This window comes from Flavobacterium sp. GQ95 (assembly GCF_059758655.1).
On the sequence record NZ_JCAXEB010000002.1, the window covers coordinates 324,351 to 347,054 of the forward strand.

General features: G+C 34.1%; 20 protein-coding genes. 15 read left to right on the forward strand and 5 right to left on the reverse strand.

Translation table 11 applies throughout. The features are described 5' to 3' along the window. Positions 1-2 precede the first annotated feature (2 nt). The 4 genes from AC6CH4_RS06040 to AC6CH4_RS06055 all read left to right on the forward strand — a co-directional run bounded on the left by AC6CH4_RS06040 (position 3) and on the right by AC6CH4_RS06055 (position 7,036). A complete protein-coding gene (locus AC6CH4_RS06040; RefSeq protein ID WP_498101107.1) occupies positions 3-1,634 on the forward strand; it encodes a RagB/SusD family nutrient uptake outer membrane protein in 1,632 nt (543 codons plus the stop codon). 37 nt (positions 1,635-1,671) lie between these two features. Next, positions 1,672-3,042: a glycan-binding surface protein gene (locus tag AC6CH4_RS06045; RefSeq protein ID WP_498101109.1), complete on the forward strand. Its 1,371-nt coding sequence runs from the start codon at positions 1,672-1,674 to the stop codon at positions 3,040-3,042. Between the two features lie 60 nt (positions 3,043-3,102). Next, positions 3,103-5,304 carry an endo-1,4-beta-xylanase gene (locus AC6CH4_RS06050; RefSeq protein ID WP_498101111.1) on the forward strand — a complete coding sequence of 734 codons (2,202 nt, stop codon included), beginning with the start codon at positions 3,103-3,105 and terminating at the stop codon, positions 5,302-5,304. A gap of 103 nt (positions 5,305-5,407) precedes the next feature. Beyond that, positions 5,408-7,036, forward strand: coding sequence for a GH35 family beta-galactosidase (locus AC6CH4_RS06055; RefSeq protein ID WP_498101113.1), 1,629 nt, complete (start codon positions 5,408-5,410; stop codon positions 7,034-7,036). Positions 7,037-7,111: 75 nt separating this feature from the next. On the opposite strand, the gene AC6CH4_RS06060 is transcribed toward AC6CH4_RS06055, so the two are convergent. Continuing rightward, on the reverse strand, positions 7,112-7,366 hold the full coding sequence (locus AC6CH4_RS06060) for a hypothetical protein (protein WP_498101115.1): 255 nt from the start codon (positions 7,364-7,366) through the stop codon (positions 7,112-7,114). A 320-nt stretch (positions 7,367-7,686) separates the two neighbouring features. Between AC6CH4_RS06060 and AC6CH4_RS06065 the strand changes: the two genes are divergently transcribed. The 3 genes from AC6CH4_RS06065 to AC6CH4_RS06075 all read left to right on the forward strand — a co-directional run bounded on the left by AC6CH4_RS06065 (position 7,687) and on the right by AC6CH4_RS06075 (position 9,587). Continuing rightward, a complete protein-coding gene (locus tag AC6CH4_RS06065) occupies positions 7,687-8,115 on the forward strand; it encodes an SRPBCC family protein (protein WP_498101117.1) in 429 nt (142 codons plus the stop codon). Position 8,116: 1 nt separating this feature from the next. Then, positions 8,117-8,443, forward strand: a complete 327-nt coding sequence (locus AC6CH4_RS06070; protein WP_498101119.1) for an ArsR/SmtB family transcription factor — start codon at positions 8,117-8,119, stop codon at positions 8,441-8,443. A gap of 172 nt (positions 8,444-8,615) precedes the next feature. Beyond that, entirely contained in the window at positions 8,616-9,587 is a 972-nt protein-coding gene (locus AC6CH4_RS06075; protein WP_498101121.1) for a hydrogen peroxide-inducible genes activator, read from the forward strand. A gap of 159 nt (positions 9,588-9,746) precedes the next feature. Here the strand turns inward: AC6CH4_RS06075 and AC6CH4_RS06080 are convergent, their stop codons facing one another. Then, on the reverse strand, positions 9,747-10,526 hold the full coding sequence (locus AC6CH4_RS06080) for an alpha/beta hydrolase (protein WP_498101123.1): 780 nt from the start codon (positions 10,524-10,526) through the stop codon (positions 9,747-9,749). 255 nt (positions 10,527-10,781) lie between these two features. Then, entirely contained in the window at positions 10,782-11,198 is a 417-nt protein-coding gene (locus AC6CH4_RS06085; protein ID WP_026985352.1) for an OsmC family protein, read from the reverse strand. A 504-nt stretch (positions 11,199-11,702) separates the two neighbouring features. On the opposite strand from AC6CH4_RS06085, the gene metN reads away from it, so the two are divergent. The 8 genes from metN to AC6CH4_RS06125 all read left to right on the forward strand — a co-directional run bounded on the left by metN (position 11,703) and on the right by AC6CH4_RS06125 (position 19,029). After that, the gene (metN, locus tag AC6CH4_RS06090; protein ID WP_498101124.1) at positions 11,703-12,734 is read left to right on the forward strand and encodes a methionine ABC transporter ATP-binding protein MetN; all 1,032 of its coding nucleotides are present in this window, start codon (positions 11,703-11,705) and stop codon (positions 12,732-12,734) included. Beyond that, positions 12,727-13,380 carry a methionine ABC transporter permease MetI gene (locus AC6CH4_RS06095; RefSeq protein ID WP_498101125.1) on the forward strand — a complete coding sequence of 218 codons (654 nt, stop codon included), beginning with the start codon at positions 12,727-12,729 and terminating at the stop codon, positions 13,378-13,380. Before metN ends, AC6CH4_RS06095 begins: the two co-directional genes overlap by 8 nt. Positions 13,381-13,422: 42 nt before the next feature. Continuing rightward, positions 13,423-14,241 (forward strand): methionine ABC transporter substrate-binding lipoprotein MetQ, encoded by an 819-nt coding sequence (metQ, locus tag AC6CH4_RS06100; RefSeq protein WP_498101126.1) that lies wholly within the window; start codon positions 13,423-13,425, stop codon positions 14,239-14,241. A gap of 403 nt (positions 14,242-14,644) precedes the next feature. Then, positions 14,645-15,505 carry a hypothetical protein gene (locus AC6CH4_RS06105; RefSeq protein ID WP_498101127.1) on the forward strand — a complete coding sequence of 287 codons (861 nt, stop codon included), beginning with the start codon at positions 14,645-14,647 and terminating at the stop codon, positions 15,503-15,505. Between the two features lie 187 nt (positions 15,506-15,692). After that, positions 15,693-16,256, forward strand: a complete 564-nt coding sequence (locus AC6CH4_RS06110; protein ID WP_498101128.1) for a Crp/Fnr family transcriptional regulator — start codon at positions 15,693-15,695, stop codon at positions 16,254-16,256. 173 nt (positions 16,257-16,429) lie between these two features. Beyond that, a complete protein-coding gene (locus AC6CH4_RS06115) occupies positions 16,430-16,819 on the forward strand; it encodes a RidA family protein (protein ID WP_498101130.1) in 390 nt (129 codons plus the stop codon). A gap of 349 nt (positions 16,820-17,168) precedes the next feature. Continuing rightward, on the forward strand, positions 17,169-17,573 hold the full coding sequence (locus tag AC6CH4_RS06120) for a helix-turn-helix domain-containing protein (protein WP_498101132.1): 405 nt from the start codon (positions 17,169-17,171) through the stop codon (positions 17,571-17,573). A 430-nt stretch (positions 17,574-18,003) separates the two neighbouring features. Then, a complete protein-coding gene (locus tag AC6CH4_RS06125; protein WP_498101134.1) occupies positions 18,004-19,029 on the forward strand; it encodes a DUF4062 domain-containing protein in 1,026 nt (341 codons plus the stop codon). A 298-nt stretch (positions 19,030-19,327) separates the two neighbouring features. Here the strand turns inward: AC6CH4_RS06125 and AC6CH4_RS06130 are convergent, their stop codons facing one another. After that, positions 19,328-20,608: a 5-methylcytosine restriction system specificity protein McrC gene (locus tag AC6CH4_RS06130; protein WP_498101136.1), complete on the reverse strand. Its 1,281-nt coding sequence runs from the start codon at positions 20,606-20,608 to the stop codon at positions 19,328-19,330. Beyond that, the gene (locus AC6CH4_RS06135; RefSeq protein ID WP_498101138.1) at positions 20,608-22,629 is read right to left on the reverse strand and encodes an McrB family protein; all 2,022 of its coding nucleotides are present in this window, start codon (positions 22,627-22,629) and stop codon (positions 20,608-20,610) included. Before AC6CH4_RS06135 ends, AC6CH4_RS06130 begins: the two co-directional genes overlap by 1 nt. Positions 22,630-22,704: the final 75 nt, after the last annotated feature.

Below are 22,704 nucleotides of genomic sequence, written 5' to 3' on the forward strand. Positions count from 1 at the left end.
CTATGAAAACAAAAAATATATTTTACACGGTTCTTATGATCGCATTGCCATTTGTTTGGACTAGTTGTAGTGATCTTTTAGAGGTTGAACCAAATGATCAGATTACTAAAGAGAACTTTTATAAAACCGAGGCCGATTTTCAGGCCGCAACCGGACCATTATACAATAAAGTCTGGTTCGATTTTAATGATAAATTCTATTACGGTTTAGGAGACGGACGTGCCAATAACTTATACGCACCGTATTCAGATTATATTTATCCGTTTACTGACTTGTCTGAAACCGGATTAACAGGACCTTTGGTTTCGGCCTGGGGATCTTTGTACAATGTGGTGCAACAATCTAATAACGTAATTATTGGTATTTCTGAAAGTGAGGTTAGTGCTACTGTTAAAAATAAATATATAGCCGAAGCCCGTTTTATGAGAGGTACAGCGTATTGGTATTTGGCTTCGCTTTGGGGAGATGTAATTATTACAACTGACCCGAGAGAGTTGGTTAAAAACCCGATTGTGAATAAAAACCCGTTGAAAGATGTTTATGAATTTGCAATTCGCGATTTAGAATATGCTGCAAAATATCTTCCTGAAACGGCAGGTCAGGCAGGAAGACTGACAAAATACAGTGCTTACGGAATGTTATCTCGTGTGTACCTGTCATTTTCAGGAATAAGTGATAATCCGAACAGCAGTACAAGAAAACAGGAATATCTTGACTTAGCTAAAAAAGCAGCCGAGAAAGTACTGACTTCCGGACCTTACAAATTGTTGGCTAATTATGACGATTTATTTAAGATAGACAACAACAACAATACAGAATCTATGTTTGCTTTACAATGGGTACCAAACGGAGATTATGGTGTAACGAATACACAACAGGCTTATTTTGCCTTAGGTTCTGATATTACAGGAGATGATACTGGTTGGGGTTACTGGACAAGAGCTTCTTATAATGTTTTACAGGAATACGAAACTAAAGATACGCGCCGTAAAGCAACCTGGATGGCAGATAATGATGTTTATCCTGAAATCAATAAAACAAATGGAGGATATACTGTTGATCATACCAATGATTTCCTTACCGTTAAAAAAGGAGTTGTTGGTTCTACAAAAGACAATGCAAAAACGTCTCGTATGAACTCAGGTTTAAATACTTACATGTTGCGTTTAGGAGAAGTTTACTTAAACTATGCAGAAGCAGCTTTAGGAAACAGTGCTACAACTTCAGACGCTCAGGCTGTTGCCTTAGTAAACGCGCTTCGTACCCGTGCAGGACTGGATCCGAAGGCAGTATTAACTTACCCTGATATCATTCACGAAAGAAGAGTAGAGTTGTGTATGGAAGGTCAGTATTGGTATGATCTGGTTAGAAGATCCTATTACAAACAGCAAGAAGTAATAAATTATATTACAGGTCAGAATAGAGGTACTATAGTGCCAATTCTTTACGACAATGCTACAAATAAAGTAACAATCGATGCTACAAAAAGCAATAGTACCCGTTCAATAGGAGTAATTGATGCCACTATTTTTGTTATGCCTTATCCGGAATCTGAACTGGTTCAAAATCCTTTATTGAGAGAAAATCCTGTTCCTTATGAGTTTAAAGAGGAGAAAATAAAAGACTTGTTCTAATAGTATGAGAAATAATAATTTAAAAAGATTGATCGATATGAAGCAATATATATTAAATAAAAAATATTGGGCATCCATTGCATTTTTTGGCATGATGTGCTGTGCATTGCTGTTTACCTCTTGCGATAATAGTGATTCGACAAGTAAATCAATAGTTGTCAGCAAAGTGTTTCTGGAAGATGTAAATTCAGCTGTTCCGGATAGAGAAGTGAGTTTTGTACGACTGGGACAAACGATAAGAATTGAAGGTTCCGGATTTACCGGACTTAAAAAAGTGTACATCAACGGTTATTCAACTTATTTTAATGTCGTTTTTGTATCTGATAATTCTATAATCCTTTCTGTATCTGCTGATACACCAACTATAGAAGCAGATCCGGCTGACAGAAATACAATTCGTTTTGTAAATGATAATACTGAAACCGTATTTCCATTCCAGATTCGTGCTTCAAGGCCAACTATCAACGGTATTTCAAACACGATGCCTAATCCTGGTGAAAAAATTATGGTTGTTGGTTCTGGTTTAACTGAAATAAACAAAGTGGTTTTCCCTGGAAATGTTACCGTAACAAGCGGAATTACATCAGATCCTGATGGGGAGTTTTTTACCGTTACCATGCCAAACGGCGTTTCAGATATTGGAGGCTCGCTATTTGTAGAGGGTTCAAACGGAGGAGCTTATTCTCCGGCTTACTTTAACTTTAAAAAAGGTTTATTATTGAATTTTGACGGAAGCGGATCTCACGGTTATTGGGGAACTTCGACAAGTATGATTCAGCCAACGGATTTAGAATCAACAGTAATCGGAACTGGTACAGTTTCACAAGGAAAGTATGTTCCGCATCGTCCGGCCCGTATTGCTTCTTTTGATGCTGCCAAAAACCGTTTGACAGAAACCTGGACAGCAGGAAATGGTGTTGACAACTGGAGAGCGCAATTAACACCTTACATTCCGGCAAATACGCCATTGGATAAAGTAGCATTTCAGTTTGATATTTATGTACCAGATGCCTGGAAAGATTCCGGGTTCTTAAAAATCTGTATGATCAATAATTTTAATGGAGGAGAATGGGCAGGTGCAGTTTATAATTTTGTGCCGTGGATTGTTGATGGAAAATCGGTTGCTTTTCAAACTACCGGATGGACAACAGTTACTATTCCATTAAATAAATTCTATGCATGGTCTAAGGAAGCTTTTACTTTTGAAACTGTTCTGGCCTACCGCGAAGCTGCGACTTATCAGAATTTTGGTATTTACTTCGAAAACTCCGATGTTAAACTGAAAGACGTTACAGGAACTGATAGTACTGTAGAGTTTCCTTCAAAAGCGACTTCTGTAAAAGTGTATACAGACAACTGGAGAATCGTTTCATTAAACACACCAACTTATAATGATTTCCCGAATTAATATAAATCTGTAAAAAGATTAATAAAGGAGATAAATCATATAATTTAAAAAATATAAAAAATGAAATACAAATATATAATCCCAATAATTGCTTCCTCATTACTGATTTTGTCCTCATGTGATGATAATTTGATGGAATGGGAAAAAGATCCGGAACACGGAGTTGTGACCGGAGCAGAATTGCCTTTAGAACTGGTTGAAAAAATCAGCCGTTACGAACCATTAAAAACCTACACCAATTTTGTTTTAGGAAACGGAATTGGTGCCGATTTGTACATGAGCGATCCGGCATACCGAAAGTTAGTCAATGAAAATTTTGATGAGGTAACTCCGGGCTACGCCATGAAACATGGTGCAATGGTAAACGCAAAAGGAGAAATCAATTTTAAAACTATTGATGACTTTATTACGGCTACAAAAGCAGCAGGTTTAAAAGTTTTCGGACATACCTTGGTTTGGCATTCGAACCAAAATGCGAGTTACTTAAATGGTATTATTGCTCCAACGGTGATTCCGGGTTCAAGCGGTACCAACATTCTTGATGTTGCCGGTTTAAAAGCAGGAACATTTACGAATTGGGCTAGAAATAATCCTGGTAAAGGTATTAGTATTGTTGCAAATGCAGGATTAACAAGTACTTCGCAAGCGATTCAATTGGCATCTAGCGCTACATCTTCAGCAGCTTATAACTTGCAATTGACCTCTCCAAACACATCAATAGTTGCGGGGCATAATTATGAAATTTCATTTTATATCAAATCTGATGTAACGGGTAAAGGACGTATTTCTTTTGGATCAACATTAACGAATCAATATCCACACAAAGACTGGTATAATACCGGAGGATCATGGGTTGAAGCTTTTGCAACTTCATCACAATGGCAACAGGTTAAAATTAAACTGGCTCCAGGTGATTTTAAGGCAGGAAGTACTAATTTTCAATTTAATATTGATTTAGGATATCTGCCAAATGTAACTTACCTGATTGATGTTAATACAATCGCTGTGGTAGATCTTGATGCAGCACCAACAGTTGTTAATTTAGTTGCTAATGGTACCTTAAATACGGATATCAACGGATGGTCAAAATTTAATGGAGCTGATAATGCTTTAAGTTTTGCTGGTGCAGCAAATGCTTATGAAGGTAGCGGTGCGATGAAAGTGGTGAATGCCACAAGTGATGCTGCAAACCAATGGAAAACACAAATTCATGCTGATTTTACAAGTATAATGACTTTAGATAAAGATTATACAATTTCATATATGATTCGTTCAGAAGCTGCCGGATCTGTACGTTGTTCGACAACAGGTACAACAGCTCATTATCAGGGAGATCAGGCTACTTCTACAACATGGAAATTAGTAGAATGGAAGTTTAAAGGAAATGGAACGGAAACAGGATTAAATTTCGATTTAGGCGGAGCAGCAGGAACGTATTATATTGATAATGTTGTCGTGACTTCGGGAGCAACAACCGGTGGACCAACTGAGCCAATTACAATAGATAAAACAGCAGCTGAAAAAACAACAATCATTGGTAATGCAATGCAGGATTGGATTTCTAAAATGATGACGCATTATAAAACAAGCGTTTTTGCATGGGATGTTGTTAATGAGCCAATGAAAGAAGACGGAACATTAAGAAACGGCACAGAAGGTGAAACGGCGACAGATCACTTTTCATGGGCAAAATATCTTGGAAAAGATTATGCTGTTACTGCCTTTAAACTGGCCCGTCAGTACGGAAATACAACAGACAAACTTTTTATAAATGATTATAATCTGGAGTCACGATTAGACAAATGTGATGGTTTAATTGAATATGTGAAATATATTGAAAGCAAAGGTGGTACTGTTGATGGTATCGGAACTCAAATGCACATTTCATTGACGACCGATAAAGAAAAAATGGTTCAGATGTTCCAAAAATTAGCAGCTACCGGAAAACTGATTAAAATTTCGGAGCTGGATATCAGATTAGGTACAAATGCCCCAACTGTTGCACAACAAGCTTCTCAGGCAGAAATGTATCAGTATGTAATCGATATGTACAAAAAACATATTCCGGCAGCACAACAATATGGTATTACGATTTGGGGAGTTTCTGACAGTGTAAAAGAACACGAGTTCTGGTTGCCTGACGAATCTCCAAATCTTTGGGATGCCAATTATGTTCGTAAACACGCTTATAAAGGAACCGCTGATGGTCTTGCAGGAAAAGATGTGAGTAAAGATTTTTCTGGTGAACTAGTAAAAAAATAAGCCCCCTTTTTGCCTTAATCCATATTATAAAGCCAGTTCCGGTTTTATAATATGGATTATTTATTATGTTGAATTTTTTATCTTTAATATTAAAATGAAGAATATGTTTGATTTTCTGAAAACGAGTTTCTTTTTACTGGTGTTGACGGCAACGCAATTCGGCTTTAGCCAGGATAAAATACCGCATCTTCAAAAAAAAGGAAATAAGACCCAATTGATGGTTAGCGAAAAACCGTTCCTTGTTTTGGGCGGAGAATTAGGAAATTCTTCAGCTACGACTATGGGAAGCATGGAGCCTATTTGGCTTAAACTGAAGCATATGAATCTCAATACGGTATTAACGCCAGTTTATTGGGAATTGATTGAAAAGGAGGAAGACAAATTTGATTTTTCTTTAGTGGATGATTTAATTCTGCGTGCCCGAAAAGAAGATTTAAAACTGGTATTCCTTTGGTTCGGATCATGGAAAAATAGTATGTCGAGTCATGCGCCGGCCTGGGTAAAATTAAATCAGAAGAAATATCCGAGAGTAAAAGATGATATAAACAAAAGCCATGAAATACTAACGCCTTTTAGTGAAAATAATCTGAAAGCAGATCTAAATGCTTTTCAGAAATTGATGGCGCATATTAAAGATTTTGATCAAAAGGAGCAGACTGTTATTATGATTCAGGTTGAAAACGAGATCGGAATGCTGCCAACTGCCAGAGATTACAGCCCATTGGCAAATGAAGCTTTCAATAAAGAAGTACCTGCAGAATTATTGCAATACCTGCAGAAAAATAAAGAAAAATTAGTGCCTGAATTTTTAGAAGTCTGGAAAAAAAATGGTTTTAAAACGAAAGGAAACTGGGAAACAATTTTTGGAAAAGGACTTTCTACAGATGAGATTTTTATGGCCTGGTATTTCTCTAAATTTACCAATGCAGTTACCAAAGCCGGAAAAGACAGTTATGCCATTCCAATGTTTGTAAATGCAGCATTAAATGCACCTGAAAAAAAACCGGGAGAATACCCAAGTGCCGGGCCTTTGCCTCATGTTATGGACGTTTGGAAAGCCGCCGGAAATTCGGTTGATTTTCTCGCGCCAGATTTTTATAATCCATCATTTAAACATTGGAACGATTTATTTACCCGTCAGGGCGATCCGTTGTTTATACCGGAACATAAATTTGATAAAACAGCACCTTTTAAAGGATTGTACGCCATTGGTCATTATGAAGCGATTGGTTTTTCACCTTTTTCTATTGAATCGGTTGATGATGCCAAAAAAGAACCTCTGGGAAAAATATATGATTTAGTCCAGCAATTAACGCCTGTCATCGAAGCCAATAAAGGATTGGGAAAAATAGATGGTGTGTTATTGGATAAAGGAAATCAGTCACAAATCATTCAGTTAGGAAATTACGAATTTACGTTTAAACATGATTACACGCTGAATTGGTCTGATGCTGCCAAAGAAGAAACCTGGCCAATGACAAGTGCTCTTATAATAGAAATTGCGCCTGATGAATTTTATATTGCCGGTTCCGGAATTGTAGTCACGTTTAAACCATTAAAAGATAAAACAGGTAACGCCGGAATTTTAAAAGTCGATCAGGGAACATTTGAGAATAATGTTTGGAAAACATTCCGTCATTTTAATGGCGATCAAACCCATCAGGGAAGACATGTGAGAATCGCAGTTGATGATTACGAAATTCAGAAATTGAAATTATATACTTACGAATAATTCTTTACTGTAGCAATAGTTAAAAAGTACCTAATTTTCAGGTACTTTTTTATTGTTGCAGAATGAATTATGCTTTCAAATTGAATTTGAAAAGTGATTTTCGATAATATATTTTATATGAGTAATAAAAACATCTGTGTTTTTAATTTCTTGTTTGATAGAAGCATCATAATCTGTTAATTTAAATTGATGAACTATATCTTTTTTTAAATATTTTATGATAGATTCAAGACTACGAGTATCATTTTCCTGCTGTTTTTTTAATTCTCGTTGTTTGCTTTCCAAATACTGTAAACTCTTTTTTAATCTTTGAAGCTCTAATTTTTCCAATCTTTATGCTTTATAAATTTGATTAAACAAAACGATAACCCGGAAGGCCATTAAACTCAACATGCTCCAAAAACTTTTCCATTTGAATTTAAGCCATTCCAGAGTATCGCTTATTGATACTTACGTACAATTTGAGGTTTTGGTTTTGTTAAAGTTTATAGAATTTTTCAAAAGTGTTATAAAATTCCCATGTTAGTAATTAAGTATCTGATAATGTATTGTTTAGTTTTGCTGTAAAAGAAAATTTTTTAGTTTTTTGAAAAATAATTGCGTAACTCAAAAGTTACTTATATATTTGAGTAACTTAAAAGTTACTTATTATGGAAAGAAGCATCAAACATCAGTATTTTTTTGCCCATTCCCCTGAAAAGGTTTGGCAATACCTAACCAACCCCGATTTAATGGCGCTTTGGTTAATGAAAAATAATTTTCAACCAATAGTGGGAACCGATTTTCAATTTAGAATCAACCCGATTCCGGATTTGAATTTCGATGGAATTTTTTATTGTACCGTTTTGGAAATTGAGCCGTATAAAAAATTGTCATATTCCTGGAAGAGCGGGCCGGGGGATGAGAAGATCACGCTTGAATCGGTTGTAATCTGGAAACTGGAGCCAACAGAAAAAGGTACACAAGTTTATCTGGAACATAACGGATTTGACAAAGATGAAAACCTTGATTTTTTCAATGGTTTAAACCATGGCTGGCTAGAGAAATTCGAAAAAATAAACAATTTATTAAACGCATAAAATGGCAACACCAGCTCTTGATGTATTTCAGGTCATTGGAGACCCAAGCAGAAGGAAAATGCTTTCCCTGCTTTGCGAAGACCGGCTAACAATCAATTCGCTCGCCGAGCATTTCGACATGAGTCGTCCTGCAGTTTCTAAACATGTAAAGATTTTGCATAATGCAGGTTTTATTTCGATAGAAGATAGTGGGCGTGAACGTTATTGCAGTCTCAAAAAAGATGGTTTTGATGAACTAAAAACCTGGATTTCTTTCTTTGATGAATTCTGGGGATCAAAATTGAAAAAATTGGATGCTTTGATGGGGGATACTAAAATGCCGAATTAAAATGAGGCTTAACCGCAAAGTTCGCAAAGTTATATTCGCAAAGCTTTGCGAACTTTGTGTTTTTACAGAGCAAACCCAGGTAAAATTCCTTTGCGCACTTTGCGGTTAAATCTCTCCACTTTTATAATCAAAATTGATATTTTTATATCTTTATAAAATAAAATTATAATCCATGACGATCCAGCAATTAAAATATATTGTAGCCTTAGACGAAGAACGCCATTTTGCAAGAGCTGCCGAAGTTTGTATGGTAACACAACCCGGACTAACGATTCAGTTAAAGAATCTGGAAGAGGAAATCGGAATAAAGATTTTTGACCGGAATAAAGTGCCGTTGACGCCAACTATATTAGGAACCGAGATTATTAATCGCGCGAAAAAAATTCTCCGTGAAGCGGATGAAATTCGGGATTTTGTGGTCAATGAAAAAAACCTGCTGGAAGGGGAGATCAAAGTTGGTATCATTTCGACTTTATCGCCTTATCTGATTCCGTTGTTTATTAAAGCGATGAAAGAGACAACTCCAAAAGTACATTTCATAATAAAAGAAGCCAATACCGGTCAATTGATGAAAGATGTAGAAACCGGAACGATTGATGTCGCTATTATGGCAACACCTACCGGAAATCCGAATTTAATTGAACATCCTATTTTTAAAGAACCTTTTGTCGCCTATTTAAATGAATTGCATCCCATGGCTGAGGAAGCTTTTTATGAATTACAGCCTGGAGATCAAACTGAATTATTGCTGTTGCACCATGAATTTTGCTATAACGCGCAGCTTTTGGATATCTGCGGATTAAAAAATTCAGATAAGATAAAAGAACAATTTACGTACGACATCAGTTCGATTGAAACATTAAAAAACTTAGTGCGTGCCCAATTAGGATTTGCTATTATTCCACAGCTTTCGATAATGAACGAAGCCGCAACCGGACTTTTTAAGCCTTTCAAAGAGCCTATTCCGGTAAGAGAAATCAGCCTTGTAGTTTCAGATTCGTTTTCAAAGAAGTTAATCCTGGAGAAAATGAACGAAGCCATCTGGAATTGCCTTCCGGATTCCCTCAAAAAGGATTTCGCTTATCGAAAAATTCGTTGGAATGATTCGCCTTATTTTGTGAAGGCGGTAAGTAAGTTTATGTAATTTATAAACACATAGAAACATAGCTTTTCTTTGTCGATAAAGGCGTTTCACTTGTTTTAAAACACAAAGCTATGTGTCTTGAAACAAGTGAAACGCCTTTTTGCAGTATAAAAATCTATGTTTCTATGTGTTTAAATACTCAACTCAAAGCTGAACCAATTATTGTTTTTTAGAAGCAGCAATAATAACTTTCGAAACAGCCTCTGGTTGTGAAATAAAAACCACATGGCTTCCTTTTATTTCTGTGATTTTTGTGTTAGAACGTTTGTACATAGCACGCTCAATATCAGGATTGATGCTTTTGTCTTCTATTGCAACAATTCCGTAAGAAGGTTTGTCTCTCCAGGCTGCTTTTGTGATAGGCGTTCCAAAACCTTGTGCATGGAAAGCACCTTGAGAAGCGTACATGAAATCAGCTTGTTCTTTGCTTAAGTCTCCGGCAAAACCAGCATGGAATTTAGCTTTGTCATAATAAGCGATTCCTTTGTCGTCTGGAGGCAGTACACCGTTTTCAGGAGCAGGAGGCGCAGTTTGTAACCATTGAATAGAGTTTTCTCCGTTATCAGGCTGTAAAGCCGCTACGTAAACCAATGCTGCTACTTTTGGATGATTTCCGGCTTCTGTAATTACAGTTCCGCCCCATGAATGTCCCACTAAAATAGTTGGTCCGTCTTGTTTGTCTAACGCTAAGTTTGTAGCGGCAACATCATCTGCCAAAGAGCTTAACGGATTTTGAACAATAGTTACATTATATCCTTTTTTAGTCAAAATTTGGTATAACCCCTGCCATCCTGAACCGTCTGCAAAGGCACCGTGTACCAATACAACGTTTTTAATTTGCGGAACAGCAGTTTTAGTTTGTGCGTTACCATTTACAGTTGTAAATACTAAACTTAAGATTAAAGCGGCGAATGCGAAATAGCGATTAATTGTTTTCATAATAATAAAATTTAAATTTTAGATTTTTGTGTTGATGTTTTTACTGATAAATTCCAATTTTTCGCAATATTGTCATTTCGAGGAACGAGAAATCATCGCAAGTAGCTCTGTACAGAATGTTCCCAATCTTTGTCGAGTTTCTCGCGAGGATTTCTCGTTCCTCGAAATGACAAGACTGCATTGATTTTGTATTTAAAGTAATTGGAATTTGGAATTTAAAAAATTTGGAATTTATCTAAAGTTGTTGATATTTAATTAATTCAATTTTACAGATAATGTTATTTCTGTATTAAGAAGTTTTGAGATTGGACAAATTTCTTTTGCTTTTTGTGCTGCCAGTTGAAAATCTTCTGCTGAGATTCCAGGAACTTTTCCGGTCAATTCTAATTGAATTAAAGTAATTGTTCCGTCTTCGAAAGTAACTTTTGCGACTGTATCTAAATCTTCCGGAACAAATCCGGCTTCAGATAATAAAAAGCTTAATTGCATGGTAAAACAGCCTGAATGTGCCGCTGCGATTAATTCTTCCGGGTTGGTTCCAACTCCTTGCTCAAAACGGGTTTTAAAAGATAATTGTGCTTCGTTCAAAGTTGTGCTTTGTGTACTGATAGTTCCTTTTCCTTCCATTCCTGTACCTTTCCAATTTGCGTTTGCTCTTCTTGTAAATTTCATGATTTCTATTTTTTAAAGTTGTTTTAATTATTTCAAATCAATTGTTTGATTTTGATGAGACAAATTTATGGTGAGTATGCTTATTAATCAAATTAATAATTTTTTAGTGTTATTAAAATAATTTATAATTGTAGTGTTAAAAGGGTATGACAGAATAAAAACAGCTTTAATAAAATTGTACGGGCTGGATAGAATAAAGAATAAAGAATAAAGAATAAAGAATAACTCATAACCAATAACTCATAATATTAATTAATCTACTATTTTGATAGGTTAATAAAAGTTTTGATGATTTATGGAGTGAAATCAAAAATAACTTTTTAAATTTGCAACCACAATGAGAAATAATAGCCAGAATATGAAGAATTATTATTACAGCAACAAAATGATGTGCTGTAATACTGTAATGATTGTATGGGCTTCTATATAAAATAATACTATTTTTTCGAAAAGCCTTTCATGAGTATTTGAAAGGCTTTTTTGTTTTTAAACTAAAATTAAAGAATGATTGAATTAAAAAACGTTAGTAAAACTTTTCATCAGAAAGACCGAATTGTTTCGGCGCTATCGGATGTCTCGCTAAAGGTGCCGCCAGGGAAAATTTTTGGTGTAATCGGGACTTCGGGAGCAGGAAAAAGTACCTTAATAAGATGCGTTAATTTACTGGAAAGACCAACTTCGGGAGAAATTATTGTAGATGGAAAATCCCTTATACAATTATCAAACGCGCAGCTTGCTATTGAAAGAAGACAAATCGGAATGATTTTTCAGCATTTTAATTTACTTTCCTCCAGAACAGTTTTTGAGAATGTCGCTTTTCCGCTGGAATTATCTGGAGCTTCAAAAGAAGCGATCAAAACGCGTGTTTTAGAATTGCTTCAATTGGTTGGCTTAACCGAAAAAGCAAATGATTATCCGACAAGTCTTTCAGGAGGACAAAAACAAAGAGTTGCCATTGCGAGAACATTAGCCAATAATCCAAAAGTATTATTGTGTGACGAAGCAACAAGTGCGCTGGATCCTGCAACCACAAGATCTATTTTGAATTTACTGAAAGATATTAATCGCCGACTTAATATTACGATTTTACTGATTACACACCAGATGGAAGTGGTAAAATCAATTTGTGATGAAGTAGCCGTAATTAGTCACGGAAAATTAATAGAGCAGGGAAGTGTAGGCGAAATTTTTGCCGATCCAAAACACGAACTGACAAGGGAGTTTATTGCCTCTTCTTTGCATCTGGATATTCCTGCCGTTTATCTGGAAAGATTACAAAAGGAAGATGGTGAAAATTTAAACCCGCTATTAAGACTTGAAATGACAGGGAAATCAGTAAATGAGCCTGTAATATCTGAAGTTTCGCGCTTGTTTGATACTAATTTTAAAATTATTAGTGCCCAAATGGATCAGGCTGGAGAGGTTAATTTTGGAATTATGCTTATCGAATTATCTGGTAAACGGGAAAACTACAAGGCTGCAATTGAATATTTTATATCAAAACATATTAAAACAGAAATCATAGGTTATGTCTGAATCCATTATTGAATTATTATTAAAAGGAACCTGGGAAACGATCATCATGACGTTTTTGTCGGGATTTTTTGGTTTTCTGCTGGGACTTCCAACAGGTATTTTACTTTTCCTAACCCGAAAAAACCAAATATTAGAACAACCCGTTTTAAATAGAATATTATCTATTTTGGTGAATATTTTCCGTTCTATACCCTTCATAATATTAATAGTCTGGATGATTCCGTTTACCCGTGCGATTGTCGGAACTTCTATTGGGGTTAGTGCAGCATTGGTTCCGTTAAGTATTGGGGCAGCGCCCTTTATTGCCCGATTGGTAGAGAACAGCCTTTTAGGTTTGCCATCCGGATTAATTGAAGCCGCAAGAGCTTTAGGGGCAACACCTTTTCAAATAGTATATAAAGTATTACTGCCGGAAGCTTTGCCTTCTTTGATAAATGCAGCATCTATCACTCTAATTACACTTGTAGGTTACTCTGCAATGGGTGGAGCAGTAGGAGCGGGCGGTTTAGGGCAAGTGGGCTATCAGTACGGTTATATTGGCTATGATGCTGTAACTATGAATTCGGTATTAGCTTTACTTGTGATTCTGGTATTTCTTATCCAGTTTGCCGGCGACACTTTATCAAAACGATTTGATCACAGATAATTTCAATTAAAAAATTAGAATTAAAAATTAAAAAATATAAAGATGAATACTAAATTAAATTTCTTTAAAGCAGTTGGGATTATAGCTTTATCACTTGCTTTATCAAATTGTGGAGAAAACAAAAAGAACGATCCGCATTTTATAAAAGTAGGAGTTGCTTCGGGGCCAGAATTGAAAGTAGCAGAAGCTGCTAAAAAAGTTGCCAAAGAAAAATACGGACTTGAGGTGGAGTTGGTTTCTTTTAACGATTATGTAATTCCAAACGAAGCGTTAAGTCAGGGCGATATCGATGCCAATGCTTTTCAGCACAAACCTTATTTGGATGAGCAGTCTAAACAACGTGGTTACAAATTGGCTATTATCGGAAAAACATTTATTTATCCAATTGCGGCCTATTCTAAAAAAATAAAAAGTCTTTCTGAATTGAAAAACGAGAGCACGATTATTATTCCAAATGATCCAACAAACGGAGGACGTTCGTTACTACTTTTAGAAAAAAACGGTTTATTAAAATTGCGTGCAGGAGTTGGTTTATTACCGAAAGTAACAGACATTATAAGTAATCCTAAAAATCTGAAAATATTAGAATTAGAAGCGCCTCAATTGCCACGTGCTTTAGACGATCAAAATGTTTCGATTGCTATTATCAACAACACTTTTGCTTCTCAGGCAGGTTTGGTTCCTTCACGTGATGCCCTGTTTGTAGAAGATAAAGATTCTCCATACGTAAATCTGGTAGTAAGCCGTGAAGACAATAAAAATGAGGAAAAGGTAAAACAGTTTCTTCAGGCCTTTCAATCTGCAGAAGTAGAGCAGGCAGCTGTTCGCGAGTTTAAAGGCGGGGCTGTGAAGGGCTGGTAATTGAAGGTGAAATATTAGAATAAAAAAAACTGCGTAGAATCTAAAAGGATTTTACGCAGTTTTTTTTTTGATATTAGTATTGCTACGAAAGATGTAATGTTTAAGAGTTATTACTGGTTCGTACTGTATTTTTTTATCTTATTTCTTTTCTAAAATGTTTAAGTAATTTGTAAATATTTTCCTTCAAATTATTTGGTTGCACTAAGATTATATACTATATTAGTTTAAAGAATTTAAAAGTATTGAATGAATCCACATTCCTGATACGCGATAAATCGCCATCTTTATAATTGGGATTGATTAGCGTTGCGTGAGACACGATAAATCGCGTCTGTACTTTGCAGATTATTATGAATATATAGGGATGATCGATTCTTCTATTTTAGAAAATGAAAATGAATAAATGAAAAAATTTCTGAATAAATATCGCATTCCATCTGCCAGATTAGAAAATTGGGATTATGGTGCAAATGGTGCCTATTTTATCACAATATGCACGGATAAAAGGCAGCATTATTTTGGGGAGGTTTATGAACGCGAAATGCAATTGAATGAATTGGGAAAATTAGCCCACGATTTATGGCAGGAGATTACCAATCAATTTCCATACGTCGAATTAGGAAATTTTGTAATAATGCCCAATCACATGCATGGAATATTAATTATCAATAAATCCGTATCCGTAATGACACGATTAAATGATAATAAATCCGTACAAACGCGATTCATCGCGTCTCCTCCTGAAAATGCAAATCCAAATTCGCAATTAAATAATAATGATATAGATCCGCAATCAAATAATAACGAACCTGCAAAGACGCGATTCATCGCGTCTCCTCCTGAAAATGAAAATCCGAATTCGCCATCAAATAATAATGATATAGATCCGCAATCAAATAATAACGAACCTGCAAAGACGCGATTCATCGCGTCTCCTCCTGAAAATGAAAATCCGAATTCGCAATTAAATGATAATGATATAGATCCGCGATTAATTGATCATGCAATACGCATATGCAATGGCGGGATTGCGGGAGATAAAAATCCAATGTTAAATGAAAATATATCCCGTATTATTCGATGGTATAAAGGAAGATGTAGTTTTGAAATGCGTAAAATTCATGCTGATTTTAAGTGGCATTCCAGATTTCACGATCATATTATCAGAAATTCCAAATCACTTGAGACTATTCAGACTTATATAGAAAATAATCCCTCCAAATGGGGAGAAGATAAATTTCATAAACAAAGAAAGAACAATTAATCCGAAGCGGTCTTAGAAAAAAATTAATCCGGCAAGTGTTTTATTTAAAATAGTCCTCTGTGAAATTCAGGATGAATACTTTTCTAATAGCCCAAAAATATAAGCAATAGACTTATTAATAAATGCTTTATTTTTGCAATAAACGGATTTAAATAATCACCGCTTATTCGCAGTAACACCTCTTTATATGCACGAAAAATTAAGGCAACATATCGAAAAAATAGTACCTCTTACGGATGATGAGTTTGCGTTTATAAGCACCCATTTTAGCACTAAAAAATTTAAGAAACACCAATTTATTCTACAGGAAGGCGATACAGTGAGGTATTGTTATTTTGTAATTTCCGGACTTTTAAAACTCGTTCATACCGATAATGGCGGAAAACCGCACATTGTTTCTTTTGCAATGGAAGATTGGTGGGAAAGTGATTATTATGCCTTTTTTACGCAGACCGAAGCAACATTGTCCTTAGAATGTTTGGAGGACACCGAAGTTCTGTGCTGCACACTTGAAGATTATAATAAACTTTGCGACAGCCTCCCAAAAATGCAGCGCTTCTTTCTCGAAAAAGCCAATTTTGGTTTTCTGGGTTCACAGCGCCGTATTATTTCATGGCTTACTTCCAACTCCAAAGAGCGTTACGAACAACTGCTCAAACAATATCCTTCGCTAATGCAGCGCGTTCCCAAAAGTTTGATTGCCTCTTATTTGGGGATTTCGCGCGAAACCTTAAGCCGTTTATCCGCTTAGTGTGATATAGCTCACTTTATATTTGTGATTTATGTCAATTCTTGTTTTACGGATAATCCTGAACTTTGCTTTGCTAATTTAAAATAGCAGTTATAAAAAAAATCACGACGATTTTAGCTGTCATAGTATTCACCATTGTGTCTGTAATGACACAAAATAAAAACGCAAAGCAAATGGAAAAACACATCACAAATCCGTGGAAATGGCAGGACGAGCGCAGTTATGTTCAGGCTGTCGAAGTAAAACAACCAGCAGGAACCTTATATGTTTCCGGTCAGGCGGCAGTTAACGCTGACGGAACCTCAAGCACCGAAGACATGAAATCTCAAATCATTCTGGCATTGCAAAATCTGGAAACGGTCGTTACCCAGGCAGGCTACGAACCCAACGGAATTGTCAGACTCACTATTTATACGACTTCGGCAGCGGAGTTTTGGCCTCATTTTTCGCTTTTTCAGGATTGGATCGCCAAACACGGCATTAAACAAGCCACCACTTTAATGGAAGTTAAAAGTCTTTTTGAAACGCTAAAAATCGAATTTGAAGCTACGGTTGTAAGGTAATTTAATTTAGTAATAATAGTATTGAGGATTATCTTAAAACGGAAGTTTTGGATAATCCTCTTTTTTGTTGTTGTGAAAAAGTTGTTAGGTTTATTGTATTTAAGTAGACCTTAGATTAAAGTCGGAGACTTTGAGGTGTTTTTGTTTTTTAATTGTGGGCTTAGTTGAAATGGTACAAAGTCGGGGAAGTTTGGCATTGTGGGAAGAGAAAACTTCGCAGAACGGAGTTTGAAAAGCGGATATAATATCTGACAAAATAGATGTTTTAGAGGATATTTTTTTATATTTGAAACTCAGAATTTTTAATGTAAATGGCTTTATCTTTGAGCCTTCAGAAATTATACTCATTATGGAACAGAAAATACATCAGGGAAGAAACGTAAAGCGTTTTAGAGAAATGCTTAACATAAAGCAGGAAGCGTTAGCGTATGATCTGGGAGAAGACTGGAATCAGAAGAAAGTTTCTATGCTAGAACAGAAAGATATAATTGAAGACAGCCTGCTTAAACAAATCTCCGCAGTATTAAAAATTCCGGTTGAAGCTTTTCAAAATTTCGATGAGGAGCAGGCAATAAATATTATTTCTAATACTTTTGGCGATAATAGTATTGGATATCAGAGAAATGATAATCCTACTTTCAATCCTATAGAGCAAGTGCTAAAGATGCACGAAGAAAAAATTGCATTATACGAGCGTATGCTGAAAGAGAAAGATGAAATGATGGCAAGGCTTGAAAAACTAATCAATAAATAATTTATAAAAGATATTTAATTTGCAAAAAGAGACTTTCGAGTCTCTTTGTTGTTTTTAAATTTTAGTTATAGGAATGGCGCAAAGCCAGAGATGTTTGCAGCAGCGGGGAAGAGAACACTTTGCGGAGCGGGGGGTAGATATTCCTCTTTTTTGTTATTGTGAAAAAGTTGTTAGGTTGTATTTAAGTAGACCTTAGTTTAAAGTCGGAGACTTTGAGGCGTTTTTGTTTTCAATTGCGGGCTTGTTGAAATGGTGCAAAAGTCGGAAACTTTTGCCTTTACTTGTTATACTGTTTTCAACAGTGATGTTTTAAAAAAAATAAGGTATTTACATTTGCTTAAATAACAATATTATCTATATATTTAATACAAGAAATATCATAGCTACATAATGAAGATGTATGATTTACTTTTACTAAAGATAATTTAAAATGAATAAAAGAATATTTATCAGCTCAACATGTTATGATTTAATTGATTTAAGAGCCGAATTGAAAGTATATTTGGAAACATTGGGAATGAACCCTGTTATGTCAGATCAGTTAGACAGTGAATTCGGTACTTATCCAGATCAAAACTCAATTGAAACCTGTTTAATTAATCTTCGTTCATGCGATACAGTTATATTAGTTTTATGTCAACGTTATGGCGGTAATCTAGCGGTAGCCGGTTTTGGAGATTATTCAGCAACTCATCTTGAATATTTAGAGGCAAAAAAAAATAAAAAGAGAATATTATTTTTTGTCAGAGACAGGCTTGAGGCTGACTACATACAGTTTAAAAAAACAAAGACATCCGCTAATCTCTCATGGATAGAACAAAAAGATGAAAAAATTTTTGAGATTATTAAGGATAGGAGAAAATTATCTACTAAAAAACAAGACAATTGGATATGGCCATTTAAAGATGTTCTAGATATTAAAGAGAAATTAGCCGTTGAATTAAAGACAGAGTTGATGGAAATTCGATTAGATGAAATGATCAAAAGCGGAAACACGCCATTAATAACAGTTTTTACAACTGCCGATGTAATTGCAAAATCAACTGATATAAAACTAAATTTTAGTATAGACAATGTTGGCAATCAAACTGCAATTCAACCACTATTTTTATTATTTAAAGCCAAGGATTATAAACAGGTTATTAATGAAGGGCATCATTCTCAACCAGGTGGTTACATATTGACTCCACTCAAGCCATTAAAAGTATCAGATAACCAAAAAATTTCAATAGATGCAATTATTTCTCCAGATGAATATATGGCTAATGAAGCTAATTTTGTTGTTGAAACTATATACACAACAATACATGGAGATTTAATTTCTGATATTTCAGAAATTAAAATAAAACTATTATTAAGACCTAAAATAGAAGCAGTTTCAAACTACATTTTCAAAAGATATGTAGGTAAAAATGCTTATAAAGCACTAGCTGATTTAAAATCAATGACACCTTAATTAGTAGACTTATATTAAAAAAATACATCATTATATACAGCCATCCAATCAGGAGCAAGATGGCTTCGTGCTGATAAAACTCTCCAGAACTTTCTTCTGCAAAGATTTCCAATGCAGTAGTACAAAAAAATCTTAAAAGAAAGTACTCTAAAAGTACTTTCTTTTAAGATTTTTTTTCATTGTATTTTTTAAGTAAAACTTAGTTTAAAGTCAGACTTTGAGGGGTTTTTGTTTTTTTTCAAATTTGGTACAGAAGGGTGCGAAGTCATAATTTATCTGATAAATTAGCTCAATTAAATTATATAGTAGGTAGTTCGATTCCTATTTTATAAAACTTCACATAATTATTCTCTGGCTCATAGTAGAAATTGTCTTTTACAAAATCTCTTCTAGTTGCTTTTTGATCAGAATATATTATTAAGCAATCGATAACCTCATTGTGATTATCTTCCATTCCTAACTCTTTGTATATAGATGCCATTCTCGCGTAACCGCTTACTTGTCTTATATCATCTTTACTAATATTCCCATCTTTGTATTGTGGTTTGTATTTAGCATCAACCACCATTTGACATTTTTTATCTTTCGAGTTAATTATGAAATCTAATTCTTGACGGTTTGTTTTTACGTGATATTCTACCTCACCTTTTAAAGGGTATAATTCTTTTAATTTAGCAAAAACATACAGCTCAAATAATTTACTCATGTCAATCCAAAATGGAGGTGTTTGTATTTCAATCGGATTTATTGTTGAAATAGTATAACCATATCGTTTTAATATAAATTTAGCTAATTCTAAAGCTTGTTGGTATTCTTTATATAATGGATTTGGTTTTACGGTTTTTAGTTCTTCAATATCTATTTCCTCATCAACTGAATGAAAGGCTGGCTGGATATAGTTGAATAAACTTTGTAATTGTTCTGGATTAATTCCATTAATGTTTTGAATTGCTTTTTGAGCAAACAACAATGCTTTCTTTAAAACTTTATTTTCAGTAGTATTTGCTCCAAATTCATCATACTTGCAATAAGTGTAAAGCATTTTATTTTTAGCATGATTATTTTTGATGGTAGCATTAACCAATATTTTACCTTTAACTCTACCGTTTAAATTTTTAATAACGGGATAGTATGATTTCCTTAATCCTTTTTGAACTATTCTTCGCAATAACTGCAAGTATTGAACAACTAAAAGCGGAGACAATAAATCTTGTGTTTGGTCTATTTTAATAGTTGGTGTATCAAAATTTATTTTACACAAATGGCCTAAATGATTAAAGTTCTCAGGTTCTTGCAATGCATCAAAAAGCATTCTGATATAATTTACTTCTGATTTGTCTCTGTTTAATTTGGGTTGAATATAAATTGGTAGTTCATTCTCAATTACCCAATCTACACCTACAAAATAAGAAGCTTCAATATTTAAATTTTTTCCATTTCGTGTTATCTCATAACAACAGCCATCACTTTTTTTCTGTTTAAATAATTTTTTATGTGGTGTAATAGTTGAGTGCCCCGATAAATCGTATTTTATTGATTTCGGATTTTTATAGCCATATTGTTCCTTGATAACAATCATTATAAACTACTTACTAATGTTTCTATCTCTTTTGATTGTTTTAAGATGCCATCTTTGATATATTCCTTTAAAATAGGCACAATTTCATATTGCAGTTTCAACTCCATTTGTTTTTTTTCATCCAATGGTTTGCCTTCTTCGTCTTTTTCTTTTGTAATGAAATAACTATGTCCAATCATAACATCTTCCGGCTTAAATTCACTAGAAATATGTTTTGATGTTTTAAATTTTGGATCTTTCCAATCTACAGCATCAAAATTTTCAATAAATAGTTCACAAACGGTTTTAAATTTAGATAAACCAGCAGCTCTTATAGGTTCAATATCAGGTAATACATCCACGAAAGCAAAACGTCTTCTTATCGCATAATCAATATGGCTCACACTTCTATCTGATGTGTTCATTGTTCCAATGATATATAAATTGTCTGGTAATAGTAAATTTCTATTTGAATCTTCGCCATCTTTAGCTATGTCATAAAGACTTTCTACAGATGATTCTTTATAATTTTTTTTTATATGATTAAATCTGTACTCTAAAGCATAGATCAATTCTCCTAGAACTGATGGTAAATTGGCTCTATTGATCTCATCAATGATTAGTATGTATTTAGAATTTGAATCATTATATGCCTCCTCTGCCATCTGAAGCAAGATTCTATCTTCTACTTCATAGTAAATACCCTCTTTTGTTGTTTTTGCAGTAATACCTCTAACGAAATCTTCATAGGAGTAAGAAGGGTGAAATTGTATTATTTTATAATCACCTTTAATTACAATTTCATTGTTCTCCAATTTAACTTCCTTTTTTAAATTAAATGTATTGAAAAGAAAGTACATGAATTCGTAGTTGGTAATATCAGTATTGAATTCTTTCTTTTTTTTAAGAAAAATTAACTGTACATTTTTGTTTTTTTCAATGTAATTCAATCCTGTATAATCTTGGCCAAAAATTTTAAGTACATTATTAATACAATGTTCACTATTAATTGGAAAATAAGTTTCAGGATAATAAGTGTTCAATATTTTTAAAACAAAGTTTCTTCCAATTTGGAAATTAACTCCTTTATCGAATTTTTGATTAATTACTTTTTCCAACTCGATTCCCATAACTTTCATAGCATCTGAATCTATATCTATGTCTTGCAAGAAGCCACTTTTTATGTATTTATTATCTTTGCTATTAAAATATATCTTTCCTTTATCTGCAGGGCCATTATATTTTCCAGTTGCTTTCAATACATATTCTAGCCAATAGCAAAAGCCATCTTTTTCTTCTCGACCGAGAGCATAATCTTCTAATGACAAGTTTAATATTTCTTGAGGTTTAAACTTTTCTACAAATTCATTAACTAAATTCTCAGTAGCTCCTCTATGGTTAAAAATATCTTCATTGGTTGTGTAATTTTTAAAAAAATAGTCGATTTCTTGTATAGGACTTATTTTCTTAACTACATTCGTCATTTTTTCAGCTATCATTTTAGCCAATCTAGTTTTACCTGTTCCTGGAGGGCCTTGAAGAATGATTTGTTTTTTATACTCGAGTAAGTCTATTTTATCTTGCATTTTTTTTGAATCTATTTCTTTTTGTAATTCGTTTTTAAGTGTAATAAACAATTGTGAATCCTTATTAATTTTTCTGATTTTATTAAAAGAAAAATCACTTTCTAAGGGTTTAACAGTGCCGTATTGACTACCACTTAAAGTGGCATTTTTCATTCCGTATATTTCAGTACCGAACGATGGCTTCGAAGAATCGTAAAAAAACCATTCTTTAATTGGAGCGTATAAACACCATGGCTTATCACTTGTTTGTTTTATTTCAAGAGCTTCTCCGTAAGCAATAAATTTTCCTCTGTACTTAAGTAAAAGAATGTCACCTTTTTTAATGTTCGAGTACACTCCTTTTTGTGAAGTACCTTCATGTAAAATAAATGCTTGTTTTTCAATAATTCTATTTAAGTTTTCTTCATCATAACCTTTGTTTTCTTCACCTACACTACAAGAGTAAAATTTTCTCATATTTAATATTGATTGTATTTGTTTTATTTCGATAATATATTGCAACTAAAATATTTTTGTAAAAATTTATAAACT

What these genes read in the sequence shown, in the direction of transcription:
- AC6CH4_RS06040 (WP_498101107.1), top strand. Translation starts at nt 3, where the DNA reads ATGAAAACAAAAAATATATTTTACACGGTTCTTATGATCGCATTGCCA.
- AC6CH4_RS06045 (WP_498101109.1), top strand. Translation starts at nt 1,672, where the DNA reads ATGAAGCAATATATATTAAATAAAAAATATTGGGCATCCATTGCATTT.
- AC6CH4_RS06050 (WP_498101111.1), top strand. Translation starts at nt 3,103, where the DNA reads ATGAAATACAAATATATAATCCCAATAATTGCTTCCTCATTACTGATT.
- AC6CH4_RS06055 (WP_498101113.1), top strand. Translation starts at nt 5,408, where the DNA reads ATGTTTGATTTTCTGAAAACGAGTTTCTTTTTACTGGTGTTGACGGCA.
- AC6CH4_RS06065 (WP_498101117.1), top strand. Translation starts at nt 7,687, where the DNA reads ATGGAAAGAAGCATCAAACATCAGTATTTTTTTGCCCATTCCCCTGAA.
- AC6CH4_RS06070 (WP_498101119.1), top strand. Translation starts at nt 8,117, where the DNA reads ATGGCAACACCAGCTCTTGATGTATTTCAGGTCATTGGAGACCCAAGC.
- AC6CH4_RS06075 (WP_498101121.1), top strand. Translation starts at nt 8,616, where the DNA reads ATGACGATCCAGCAATTAAAATATATTGTAGCCTTAGACGAAGAACGC.
- AC6CH4_RS06080 (WP_498101123.1), bottom strand. Translation starts at nt 10,526, where the DNA reads ATGAAAACAATTAATCGCTATTTCGCATTCGCCGCTTTAATCTTAAGT.
- AC6CH4_RS06085 (WP_026985352.1), bottom strand. Translation starts at nt 11,198, where the DNA reads ATGAAATTTACAAGAAGAGCAAACGCAAATTGGAAAGGTACAGGAATG.
- metN (WP_498101124.1), top strand. Translation starts at nt 11,703, where the DNA reads ATGATTGAATTAAAAAACGTTAGTAAAACTTTTCATCAGAAAGACCGA.
- AC6CH4_RS06095 (WP_498101125.1), top strand. Translation starts at nt 12,727, where the DNA reads ATGTCTGAATCCATTATTGAATTATTATTAAAAGGAACCTGGGAAACG.
- metQ (WP_498101126.1), top strand. Translation starts at nt 13,423, where the DNA reads ATGAATACTAAATTAAATTTCTTTAAAGCAGTTGGGATTATAGCTTTA.
- AC6CH4_RS06105 (WP_498101127.1), top strand. Translation starts at nt 14,645, where the DNA reads ATGAAAAAATTTCTGAATAAATATCGCATTCCATCTGCCAGATTAGAA.
- AC6CH4_RS06110 (WP_498101128.1), top strand. Translation starts at nt 15,693, where the DNA reads ATGCACGAAAAATTAAGGCAACATATCGAAAAAATAGTACCTCTTACG.
- AC6CH4_RS06115 (WP_498101130.1), top strand. Translation starts at nt 16,430, where the DNA reads ATGGAAAAACACATCACAAATCCGTGGAAATGGCAGGACGAGCGCAGT.
- AC6CH4_RS06120 (WP_498101132.1), top strand. Translation starts at nt 17,169, where the DNA reads ATGGAACAGAAAATACATCAGGGAAGAAACGTAAAGCGTTTTAGAGAA.
- AC6CH4_RS06125 (WP_498101134.1), top strand. Translation starts at nt 18,004, where the DNA reads ATGAATAAAAGAATATTTATCAGCTCAACATGTTATGATTTAATTGAT.
- AC6CH4_RS06130 (WP_498101136.1), bottom strand. Translation starts at nt 20,608, where the DNA reads ATGATTGTTATCAAGGAACAATATGGCTATAAAAATCCGAAATCAATA.
- AC6CH4_RS06135 (WP_498101138.1), bottom strand. Translation starts at nt 22,629, where the DNA reads ATGAGAAAATTTTACTCTTGTAGTGTAGGTGAAGAAAACAAAGGTTAT.